This window comes from Baaleninema sp., from assembly GCF_049974805.1.
Taxonomy (GTDB): Bacteria; Cyanobacteriota; Cyanobacteriia; order Cyanobacteriales; family Geitlerinemataceae; genus Baaleninema.
The window spans coordinates 1-11,262 of the sequence record NZ_JBNGCO010000131.1 but is presented as its reverse complement, the minus strand read 5'-3'; the positions used below and the strand labels follow the sequence as shown (position 1 = coordinate 11,262).

Genomic DNA, 11,262 nt, shown 5'->3' with positions numbered 1-11,262 from the left:
AGTAACTACCTGTGGGTAGGAATCACCGTCCTTCTAGGGCGGTGAGGATGTCAAAGGAAGGTCGTCAGGCGGGGCTTGAAGAAGGTCGTCAGGCGGGTCTTCAGGAAGAAGCGGCGGCTATGGTGCTGCGACTACTCCCTCGACGGGTTGGGGAAATTCCCCCTGAAATTTCGAGTCAAATCATAGCGTTACCGCTGGCACAAATAGAAGCCCTAGCAGAAGCATTATTAGATTTTACGAGTTTCGACGATTTGCAAACTTGGTTGCAGGAAAATACTTCCGAGTCTTCTTCTGAATAATAGAAGTGGGTATTCCGAGTTTGTGACTCAAGCGGGTCTCGATCCTCTCAATTCTATGATGGAGTATGTGGATATTGAAACTCCTATTTCCCCCTCACCCATTTCCACAAATCCTCCAACACCACGTACAACACCGGAACCACAATCAAACTCAACAGCGTCGAAGTTAACAACCCGCCGATAATCGCTACCGCCATCGGTTGGCGCAACTCCGCCCCCGCCCCCAATCCAACGGCGATCGGCATCATTCCCAATACTGTCGAAGCCGTTGTCATTAAAATCGGACGCAATCGCACGACACCTGTTTGTAAAATGGCTTGAATGCGGTTTTTTCCCGCCTTCCGCAACTGATTCGCGTAATCCAACAGCAACAGGGCGTTTTTATCTAACAATCCCAGCAGGAAAATTAACCCCAGCAGGGAAATAATCCCGAAGTCGCTTTGCGTCACCAGCAACGCCAATAACGCCCCCACCATTGCTAAGGGAAGTGACAACCCCACTACTATGGGTTCTAATAAGCGTCCGAAGGGTAGCACCAACAACGCCAACATACAAACGACGGATAAGGCTAGGGTTCCCCCGAAACTGCGAAATACTTCGCTACTGCGTTCGGCGTCTCCGCCTAAATCCAACTGCACGTCCTCGGGGATGACGGTTTGGGCGATCGCAACGACTTTATCGGTGACGTTTCCCAACGCCTCCCCCCCGCTGAGGTTGGCTTCGATGTAGGCGACATGCTGTCCCCCCTGGCGGGTAATTGTCTCGATGGTTCCGTTTTCGTTTCCGCCGATGATTTCCACGTCTGCAAGCCCCGGTAAGGCTTCCATTTCTTCGGCGATGTCTCTGGCGGCTCGATCGAGACTGTCTAAATTGTCTCCTAACAGGGCGATTTGTAAGGGTTTGGTATCGCCGATTTCGACGAATTGGATGTCTTCGACACTCAGTTTGACGCCTTCGAGTTTGGGTAATTCCTCTCGCAGTTGCGCTTGGATGGTGACGGTGTCGGTGGTGCGATCGCTCTTTAATTGAACGTAGAGTTTTCCTCGGTTCGGTTCGCCGCGATAGCCCACAATGGAATAAACAGACTCCACATCCGCCATGTCTAACACCACGGGTTCTAATTCGGCGGCGACATCGGCGGCGTCTTCAAGAACGAACAAGCGGGGATCGAAATCTCCCCCTATCTCCCCTTTTCCCCCGCTTTCAACATTCTGGGGAATGGCGTCGATTTCGAGATCTGGTGGAAGTTCGTCGAGATTGGCGGTTTCGGGTAAATTCTCTAAGTCGAGATCTCGATCGAGATCTGGGGAAACTTGCGGTTGCGGAAATTCCGGTAACGGGGCAGTGTAGAGGATGTTGAACTCGCCGCGATCGAGTTGGGGAACGAACCCCTTCGGAATCAGAGGAACCAAGGCGACGCCAGCGGCGAACGTCACCACGGCGATCGCCAGCGTCAACAGGCGGTTTCGCAAGGACCACTGTAAAATACGACGGTACAAGATCTCGATCGCCCCAGGGGGAATCTCTTTTTCGTCCTGAGATGGCGTCGTTCTCGGGTTGGCGTTCAACCAATATACCGCTAACACGGGGGACAGGGTTCTCGCGACTAACAACGAGGTGAGAACCGCCGCCGAAACTGTCAATCCGAAGGGTTTGAAAAATTGTCCGACGGTACCTCCCATCAACGCTACCGGGAGAAATACCGCCACGATGGTTAAGGTCGACGCCGAGACGGTTAAGCCGATTTCGTTGGTGGCTTCGATCGCCGCTTCTCTGGGGGTTTTTCCTTCTTCGATGTGACGGGCGATATTTTCCACTTCCACGATCGCGTCGTCTACGATAATCCCGATCGTTAAGGCTAACGCCAACAGGGTAATCGTCTCTAAGTTAAAGTCGTACATCGCCATGACGATGAAGGTTCCCAGCAGCGAAATGGGAATCGCCAAGGCGGTAATTAGGGTGGCGGGGAAGTTGCGGAGAAAGCCGAAAATCACCACCACGGCTAACACGATCGCCAACCACAATGCATCGATGGTAGATTGGGTGGCTTCGCGGATGTAGTCGGCTTGGGTGGCGGCTAAGTTGAATTGAATGTCTCGAAATTGGCTATCCCAATCGGCGACGGCGTTCTCGACGCGACTCACCACATCTAAGGTGTTGGCGTCGCCTCGTTTGATAATTTGTACGGCGAGGGCGGGTTCTCCGTTGAATCGGGTGAGGGTGGGAGGGTTGGGATCGAAACTGTCGATGTCGGTATTTTCGGGGGGTTCGGCGTCTTCAACCTCTGATACCGCCGCATCGCCGAGTAAGTCTACTCGTAACACGCCCTCGATCGCTTCGAGTTCTGGTATCAGTTGCGATCGCGCGGTTTCGGCTAACTCGGAAATCTCCAGATTGTCGCTACGCAAGGCGTAACTCATCGCCGCTGATTCGTTGAGGTTAAACGGAATCACTTCGTAGTCGGCGGCGTCGGGAAGTTGCAAGGCGGCGAGGCTTTCCTCGACTTCCTCGGTGGACGACTGTAAATCGGTCCCCACGTCAAAGAGCAGGTTCACCACCGTTCGCCCTGCATACACTGTGGATTTTACGTCGTCGAGTCCCGTTACGGACTGAACTTGCGCTTCGATGGGTTCGGTGAGAAGAGATTCCGTTTCGAGGGCGGTGTCGGTGTCGGCGGAGGCGTTGACGACGACGACAGGGAACGTAATATCGGGAAACAGGGCGTATTTGAGCGATCGATAGGCGAACAACCCCGCTACCGCTACCACCAACCAGACGGCGATCATCAGCCACCCGTGACGGATCGCCCATTTAGAAATGTTTAACCGTTCTCTCCACGAAACCTGTGTCATCGTCAATTTGGTTCTAAACTGTTGCCGAATTTGGCTTTATCAAAACTTTAAAGAGTAACTGTCTGGCTGTGTCTAGGGGAGTCTCGACTTTTTAACTGGGATAAGGGTGAAGTCGATCGCCCCTTCACAAGACATAATGAAAAAGTAGGAGGGTGTATCGTCCATTGTCCTCTCAATGGAGATACTCGAAGACCATGACAAGCACGACTTCTCAACAACAAGCCGATCTATCCCAACTCGAATCTCAGGTCCGATCTCAAGTCTATAAAGGGCATCTGATCGTACCTCGGTACAGTCGATCGTGGTGGTGGGTGACGGTTATCGATCCCTACGGTAACGAACTGAAAACCAATGGATTCGCCACTGCTGAAGGGCAACCGTCCCTCGAAGCTGCCCTGGCTTATGCCAAGCAAGCCATCGACGCCAACAAGAGATAACTGCCTATAGCAGCAAACGCGGGGGAGTCAGCCAAAACAGACGACTGCGTCCGACGGGAGAACCGCTTTCGGGTAACTCGATGCCGATGACGCCAGCCTTCTTGACGATGAGTCTGTCCCCCGCGTCTCCCCAAACGAGAATTTCTGCCCAATTTCCTAAATCCGGTTGGTGTCCCACCAGGGCGATCGAGCCTTGGTTTCCCTTCTCCGCTTTCCAGGTATCCCACCACGCCATCCACTCTTGAATCGCCCCTTCAGGAACCAACGGATCGAAGATTTCTACATCGTCGCACAACCCCGACTCTTTGAGGAGGTCGGCGGTTTGTCTAGCCCGCACTAAAGGACTCGATAGTAAGAGATCGAATTTCAAATCGAACGCTTTGAGGCGGCTCGCCACTTTTTTCGTTCTTTTCTTACCCGTTTCGGTCAAGGGGCGTTCTTCGTCGTTGCTGTATTCGGCGCGATCGGCGGCGATACCGTGGCGAATTAAGTACAGTTGCGTCATGAGATACCGTTGGTTTAAAGTCGAGTTTTTGACGATCGTATTTCCTGATTTTAGCCTATCGCAGTTTGGTGCGAACTCGAAGCCCGCAGTTTGCCCGCAGTTTTCGATAAAATTTAGCGTTCGAGACGATCCTTATCTCCTTAGCGAGACTGACATAAAAACTTAAAATCTTCCCGTATTTGCTTTTTTATTTTATCTTTTTCTGCATCTTTATCTTGGTTTTGGTAATACAAAAAAGCGATATCTTCAAAGATTGGCGCAATTTTTACCTCTCCAAAATTATCTTTCCAGACTCCAATTTTATATCGCAATTTATTGTAAAATTCTAGTATTTCTTTGTCCGAGCATTTTTGGACAACTTTTAATAGGTCTTGAGTTTTGCTATAATCGTTCAAAAATCCATCCGGCTTGTCGAGAAAATCTTGCAGAGTGGATTTATCCTCAGCCGAAAGGCCTTTCGGTTTTGGCTTGTAGAAAAACGAACCGAAAAAAGCCGAAACCGCCAAAACGAGCAACAGCGTTTCCATTATCTGTAAGACGAAGATATTTTTGATAGTGTTATGGTAACAAGTCCCCGACCGGCGATCGCAAACGAGTCTAGAAACCTCTCAATTCGGTCAATAGCCAGAAACAATGGCCAGAAACTGAGTATCTGTAAAATATCGGACATCCGAAACAGAGATTCTCCAAGATACCCGGTTTCTGAAGTCCGCCAATTCAAGTTTGAGAGGTTCCCAACAGGATAAACTCAACACAGACTCTAGAAAACAATTATTCGATCGCCGTGTCATGCAGCAGTTTTGCCATCGCCCCCTCCTTCCCACCCTCCTCCTCTTAACAACTCTCGTCGGATGTACCGCAACCCCCGACACCGCCGCCACCTCAACCTCCCAACCGCCCGCCAACACCGACGTTCGACAAGCCGCCATTTCTGAGACGCCTTCGCCGCCGCTGCTATCGCCAGAGAACCCCGACGCCGCAGTTCAACAGCAGATTCTCGAGATTCTCGACGGCTTAGCCGCTAAAGGGTTCGACGCCGCGAAACAGGGCGTTTGGATACAAAGCAATGATAGGCTGTTCGCCAACGTTCGCGGAACGACGCCCTTTCCCGCCGCCTCCGTCACCAAAATCGCTACAACCCTAGCCGCATTGAGGGTTTTCGAGGTCGATCGACGTTTCGTCACGGAATTTAGAACTACGGGAACCCTGGAAAACGGCGTTCTCGATGGCGATTTGGTGGTGGTGGGAAATCTCGATCCCATGTTCGTGTGGGAAGACGCCATCGAAGTGGGAAATTTACTCAATCAACTGGGGATCGATCGCGTCTCGGGAGATTTAATTCTCGCCGGAACCTTTTACATGAACTTTGAAGAAGACGTGGCGTATTCCGGAGAACTTCTGAAACAGGGATTGAACGCCAATCTCTGGAACGCTGAGGCGGAAACCCAGTATCGAACCCTTCCCCCCGACAAGCCACGTCCGCAACTCGACATCGCTGGAACGGTTCGCGTCGTCTCCGACCCCCCGGAAAACGCCAGGTTGCGGATTCGTCACGAATCGATTCCCGTGGCGGGATTGCTGAAACAGATGAACCGCTACAGCAACAACGCCATCGCCCACACTTTCGCCAAAGCGATGGGGGGTGCAGATGTGGTGGTTCGGGAAGTTCTGGCGGCGACGGGGGTTCCGGAGGAGGAAATTCAACTGATTAACGGTTCGGGGTTGGGGAAAGAAAACCAGATTTCGCCGCGAACTGCTGTCGCTATGTATTTGGCGATTAATCGAGAATTGGCATCTCGGAATATGACGGTATCGGACGTGGTAGCGATCGCAGGAGTTGACGAAGGAATTTTGTTAGTGCGTCCGCTTCCGAGGTTGGCGACGATTAAATCGGGAAGTTTGAACGGGGTCAGTACGATTTCTGGCGGTTTACCGACGCGCGATCGCGGCGTGGTGTGGTTTGCGATGATGAACGGCGGAACGGATACGGAAACTCTGCGATCGACCCAAGAAGCCTTATTACAAGCCTTGGAATCTCAATGGGGGGCGGTCGATACGCTACCGAGGGAACTGGCGACGAACGGCGAAACCTCTCAGTGGAGATCGAGAAATCAGTCGATCGTTGATAATTGATAATCGACAGTTTCTCTCCCTCTCATCATTTCCTCATCTCATCATTTCCTCATCTCATCATCCCCTCATCTCATCATCCCCTCATCTCATCATCCCCTCATCTCGCCCTCTGTTGCCATTTCCCGGTTTTCAGCCAAATTCCCCCGAACGATCGCACTCGTTCTCGAGTCATGAAATACGCCCAAGCGGTGCAGAGGGATTTACTAGCATCGTGGAGGTCGAAAACGTCGATTTCGTAACGGTTGTATTCGTTTTGAGAGGCGGGGCGATGGGGCTTGTAGCCTTCGAGTTCGTCCAGTTTCTCCAGGGCGTTGACATGGTTCAACGTCAATACGACGCCTTCAACCCAGTCTTCGCCCACCGTCATCGCGGGATAGTTGACGGGGGGCAGATGGTACAATCGCCCCCGGACTTTTCCGGCTTGGGTAGCAACGACGCGATCGCCGCAGTACGGCTTGTGAAATCGTTCGCCCGGTTGTAACGTACCGTATACGAAGACTCGTATCATCTCGATTTTTGGAGGCTGGCTTGATGGCAGTATGATTGGTTTTTCGATTATAGGGTATTTTGAAATTAAAGGTTTAGTTTTTTGGCTCTTGTTTGGTATTTCTTACTAATTTTGCCATATAGCAATCCTAAGTCAATTAGGGCAATTAACAGAGGTGAAACTCAAGCTCGACAGAAGGTCGGAGGGTCTCCAGATTCCCGTTGGAGATGACGGGAATCTCGCACAGCCCTGAACCGATCGGGGATTTTGCCAGGAATCATTTCGGATTTCTGCTATAATTGTAATATTTTATGTTGGAATAAAAGTAGATAAGTTTAGATAAGTTTCTAAAGTAAGATTTAAACAGGCGATCCACTAAACTTTCTAGGACTTACGAGTTCCCGTGGGGCGTTTGAGCGCAGTGCAAAGGAAAAGTATATGGGTCTTCGGAGATTCGGGTGTAATTTGTGAATTTGACAAAATCTGGGGAGGGTCGCATCCCCCCCAACCCCCCTTTCAAAGGGGGGCGAAGGGGGGATGACCAGACATAAAATCCGTTTATCACCTCAAACTCCGAAGACCTGTATATATTCAAAACTCACGATCGTCAATTTTTGTAACTTTCTTAAGACTGGGCGTAGTTGCTTTTTTGAGTTTTTCAACGGATGTCAATTCTCTGCGGGGAAGAAGTTGCGCTAATACAAGATAGGGTGAAGGAAAAAGAAAATCCTATTTTGGCTTAATTGATTGTATAATTTATTTTTGATAAAATAGAAACGATAAAACAAGACAAGTCAACATCAAATAGCGCGATCGAAGACAGCTCTCTGTGAGTGCCTCAATTCAGTCAGATTGCCATTGCGTCCGATTGAAACGCGGTTCAGAGCGATCGGACAGTGCGGCCAAACATAAAGGTCGAGAAACAGAGTCTCCATCGCCAGCAGAGAGCGATCGCCGCCTCAATTGCGATGCGTTCGGCGATGGGGAGTGCGGCTGTATTCCTCCGATTGCAGACCGTTAGGCGATCTGCCCGCGCCGGGTTCGGTTAGATTAGAGATGATGGAACCCAGCAAGGCTGAAGGCAGTTCGGGCGACCGAATCCGCTGATAGAACCTCCCTTAACATAGCTTTTTAATGTCATCCAAGTTTTGGCACGGTTGGTGTAAACCCTTATGTCCTTACAAAGCGAAAATGACGAACTACGTCGAAAAGTTGCAGAACTCGAACGGCAACTGCAACAGTTCACTTGTCCGTTCGGCGATCGAAATTCGCACCGACCCGAAACATCGAGTTCGTCACCCAACACCCTTCTCGACACAGACAGTCTCACCTGCAATCCCCTCCACAGCCTCGATGAGATGGTGTACACAACCGATCTCGATCGCCGCCTGACCTTTCTCAATCCCTACGGACAACACCTGTTACGATGTAGTGCCATCTCGTGGAAAGGGCGATCGCTCCTCGACTTCATAGTCCCGAGCGATCGCGAAAAAATGCACCATGCCTTCGAGAGTCTCAACGCCCACGGGCGACTCAACGGCTTAGAAGTCCGGCTGCAACCCCTGACGGGGGAGATCGTCGAAGTAGAAATCAACGCCTGTCTGCAATATCGAAACGGCAAACCCGTCGGTGTTTTCGCCGTGGTGCGGGACGTGAGCGAACGCAAACAATTCGAGCGCCAGTTGCAACTGTTCCACCAAGCCATCGATGCTGCCGGAGAAAGTGCCGCCATCCTCGAACGCAACGGCACGATCGTCTACGCCAACGCCGCCACAGCCCGCGCCTTCGGCTACGACGTCAACGCCCTCTGCGGTCAAAGTGCCAATCTCTTCCTGTCCCCCGACGCCGACACCCACATCGACGACTTAATCCAAAACGCCCTGCGATGCCATCCCTACGGGTGGAGTGGGGAAATCCTCTGCCAACACGACAACGACACCCGCTTTCCCAGCCTCATCTCCATCACCGCCGTTCCCGACGAGGGCGGCCAAGTCAGTCACCTGTTCGTTCTCTTCCACGACATCAGCCGCCAAAAAGCCTCACAAGTGGCATTGGCAGATAAAAACCACGAACTCGAACGAGCCAGCCAGCTCAAATCGGCGTTTCTGGCCAATATGTCCCACGAACTGCGAACGCCGCTGACCTCGATTTTGGGCTTCGCCAACCTCCTGCTTCAAGAAATTTACGGCACTCTCAACGACAAACAACAGCTCTATCTCGAACGCATTCACGAAAGCGGCGAACACCTGCTGCGACTCATCGGCGATATCCTCGACCTGTCCAAAGTCGAAGCCGGAAAACTCGAACTGGACTTGAGCGAAGTTTCGATTCCCCAACTCTGCGCCGACACCATCGCCCTCGTCAGCGAACCCGCGCGATCGCGCCAAATCACCCTCCACACCGACCTCGATCCCCAAATCAATACCCTAGAAGGGGACGAACTGCGCCTGCGACAAATGCTCGTCAACCTGCTTTCTAACGCCGTCAAATTTTCCCATCCCGGCGGCGACGTCGGCATCGAAGTCCGACAGGAGAGCGATCGCCTGCAATTGACCGTTTGGGACGAAGGCATCGGCATTCCCCAAGAGCAACAATCCCTATTGTTCCAACCCTTCCAGCAACTCGACAGTTCCCTCTCTCGCCAACACGAAGGCACCGGATTGGGACTGGCACTCACTCGCAAACTGGCCGAACTCCACGGCGGTACCGTCACCTGTCAGTCCCAACTCGGAAAAGGCAGTCGCTTTACCATCGAACTCTCCCTCCAGCGTCCGAGAACCCGTTCTCACTCGCAAACCAGCCCTTGCGTCCTCAACCCTTCCGTGCGGGCGAACGCCGTGCGCTTGCTACTCGTCGAAGACCACGACGCGAACGCCCTACTCCTGCAAGATATCCTGGAATTTTGGGGATTTCACGTCGATCGCGTCAGTCGCGGCGGCGACGCCCTATCCTATCTCGAACGACATCGCCCCGACTGCATCTTGATGGACGTCCATCTTCCCGACGCCAACGGCTTGGAAATTACCCGCCACATCAAAAACCATCCTCGATGGCAGAACATCCCCGTCATCGCCACCACTGCCTTGGCGATGGTGGGCGATCGCGATCGCTGCTTGAACGCTGGATGCGACGACTACCTCAGCAAACCCATCGGCTGCGATCGCCTCGCAGGGGTTCTCAGCCAACACCTCTCCTTATCCCCCACTTCTGCCAACAAATCCCCCGTCTCGCCCCATTTTCCCTACCAGCGATCGGAGTGAGCGTTCGTGCCTCGTCTTATGATGAAACGAGTTCACGATCGATCCCGGTGTCGTTAGACCCAGAACCACGCCCTCCGAACCACTCCATCGACAACGATTCTTCTACAACCGTGTCTTTATCGCTGCTTGCCTTGACCTTCACCTCTCCCGGGCCCGTTCTCTTCCAACTCGGCCCCGTTACCGTGCGCTGGTACGGCTTCCTCATCGCCAGTGCCGTCCTCATCGGCGTCACCCTCGCCCAATACCTCGCCCAACGCCGAGGCGTCGATCCCGAACTCATCGGCGACTATGCCATTTGGGGCGTCCTCGCCGCCATTCCCTGCGCCCGCCTCTACTACGTCCTGTTTCAATGGGACGTTTACAGCCAACATCCCGAACAAATTATCGCCATTTGGCGCGGCGGCATTGCCATTCACGGCGCAGTCATCGGCGGTATCCTCGCCGGATTGATTTTTTCCCGCCTTAACAAACTTCCCTTTTGGCAACTGGCCGATTTAGTCACCCCTTCGTTGATTTTAGGTCAGGCCATCGGTCGCTGGGGGAACTTTTTCAACTCCGAAGCCTTTGGGCGTCCCACCGATTTACCCTGGAAACTCTACATTCCCCCCGAACGGCGTCCCCTGGAATACCTCGACGTTTCCTATTTCCATCCTACTTTTCTCTACGAATCCATTTGGAACCTCTGCGTTTTTGCTCTGTTGATGACCTTGTTTTTTCAAGGAGAACGAAAAAACTGGAATATTAAACCGGGAACTCTGTTTTTAACCTATTTGGCGGCCTATAGTTTCGGTCGCTTTTGGATTGAAGGCTTGCGAACCGATAGCTTGATGTTGGGGCCCTTACGCATCGCCCAAGTGGTGAGTTTAGTCGGTATCCTGTTAGGAACCCTCGGACTGGTATGGCTCTATCACTTTAATCGCCGCTTACCGGAAATCGTTCCCCAAAAATTCGATTGAGACCCGATTTTGTGCCAACAAAGTGTCACAAGCCTCCCCAAAAGTGAGTTTTACGGCAATATCCGCGCTAAGCTATAACTAGAGCTTCGCCAGAGAGGGAGGCAACTCATTTCTATCTCATGTCCAACCCGCGCCTTTCTATCGGAATTCCTGGTTTCGATCGCGTTCTCCACGGCGGACTGGTTCCGGGGGGGTCGTACTTAGTTCGAGGCGGCCCCGGTTGCGGTAAAACCACCCTCGGGTTGCACTTCCTTGTCTCCGGACAATCCAACGGCGAGCGGGCACTGGTCGTGTAAAGTGGGAGATATAATCTCCTCGAAAATTACCCATGAA

At 52.3% G+C, this 11,262-nt stretch carries 10 protein-coding genes; 6 read left to right on the top strand and 4 right to left on the bottom strand.

All coding sequences use genetic code 11. The features are described 5' to 3' along the window. Nucleotides 1–47 precede the first annotated feature (47 nt). A complete protein-coding gene (locus ACP5D4_RS18875; protein WP_428013164.1) occupies nucleotides 48–299 on the top strand; it encodes a DUF4351 domain-containing protein in 252 nt (83 codons plus the stop codon). An 83-nt stretch (nucleotides 300–382) separates the two neighbouring features. Here ACP5D4_RS18875 and ACP5D4_RS18870 read toward each other — a convergent pair whose 3' ends face one another. Further along, nucleotides 383–3,151 carry an efflux RND transporter permease subunit gene (locus ACP5D4_RS18870; RefSeq protein ID WP_428013163.1) on the bottom strand — a complete coding sequence of 923 codons (2,769 nt, stop codon included), beginning with the start codon at nucleotides 3,149–3,151 and terminating at the stop codon, nucleotides 383–385. Between the two features lie 194 nt (nucleotides 3,152–3,345). Here ACP5D4_RS18870 and ACP5D4_RS18865 point away from each other — a divergent pair, with 194 nt between their 5' ends. Further along, nucleotides 3,346–3,588 carry a hypothetical protein gene (locus ACP5D4_RS18865; protein WP_428013162.1) on the top strand — a complete coding sequence of 81 codons (243 nt, stop codon included), beginning with the start codon at nucleotides 3,346–3,348 and terminating at the stop codon, nucleotides 3,586–3,588. A gap of 4 nt (nucleotides 3,589–3,592) precedes the next feature. Here ACP5D4_RS18865 and sixA read toward each other — a convergent pair whose 3' ends face one another. Together sixA and ACP5D4_RS18855 are read right to left on the bottom strand one after the other, a co-directional pair. Continuing rightward, on the bottom strand, nucleotides 3,593–4,093 hold the full coding sequence (gene sixA / locus ACP5D4_RS18860) for a phosphohistidine phosphatase SixA (RefSeq protein ID WP_428013161.1): 501 nt from the start codon (nucleotides 4,091–4,093) through the stop codon (nucleotides 3,593–3,595). 140 nt (nucleotides 4,094–4,233) lie between these two features. Next, complete coding sequence (locus ACP5D4_RS18855) at nucleotides 4,234–4,620, bottom strand: hypothetical protein (protein WP_428013160.1); 387 nt, start codon at nucleotides 4,618–4,620, stop codon at nucleotides 4,234–4,236. A gap of 262 nt (nucleotides 4,621–4,882) precedes the next feature. On the opposite strand from ACP5D4_RS18855, the gene ACP5D4_RS18850 reads away from it, so the two are divergent. Further along, nucleotides 4,883–6,226: a D-alanyl-D-alanine carboxypeptidase gene (locus ACP5D4_RS18850; protein ID WP_428013159.1), complete on the top strand. Its 1,344-nt coding sequence runs from the start codon at nucleotides 4,883–4,885 to the stop codon at nucleotides 6,224–6,226. 97 nt (nucleotides 6,227–6,323) lie between these two features. Here ACP5D4_RS18850 and ACP5D4_RS18845 read toward each other — a convergent pair whose 3' ends face one another. Next, nucleotides 6,324–6,734, bottom strand: coding sequence for a gamma-glutamylcyclotransferase family protein (locus ACP5D4_RS18845; RefSeq protein ID WP_428013158.1), 411 nt, complete (start codon nucleotides 6,732–6,734; stop codon nucleotides 6,324–6,326). 1,151 nt (nucleotides 6,735–7,885) lie between these two features. Between ACP5D4_RS18845 and ACP5D4_RS18840 the strand changes: the two genes are divergently transcribed. From ACP5D4_RS18840 to ACP5D4_RS18830, 3 genes are all read left to right on the top strand, one after another. Then, a complete protein-coding gene (locus tag ACP5D4_RS18840; protein ID WP_428013157.1) occupies nucleotides 7,886–9,973 on the top strand; it encodes a PAS domain-containing hybrid sensor histidine kinase/response regulator in 2,088 nt (695 codons plus the stop codon). A gap of 110 nt (nucleotides 9,974–10,083) precedes the next feature. Further along, nucleotides 10,084–10,929 (top strand): prolipoprotein diacylglyceryl transferase, encoded by an 846-nt coding sequence (gene lgt, locus ACP5D4_RS18835; protein ID WP_428013156.1) that lies wholly within the window; start codon nucleotides 10,084–10,086, stop codon nucleotides 10,927–10,929. Between the two features lie 119 nt (nucleotides 10,930–11,048). Further along, nucleotides 11,049–11,225 (top strand): ATPase domain-containing protein, encoded by a 177-nt coding sequence (locus ACP5D4_RS18830; protein ID WP_428013155.1) that lies wholly within the window; start codon nucleotides 11,049–11,051, stop codon nucleotides 11,223–11,225. Nucleotides 11,226–11,262: the final 37 nt, after the last annotated feature.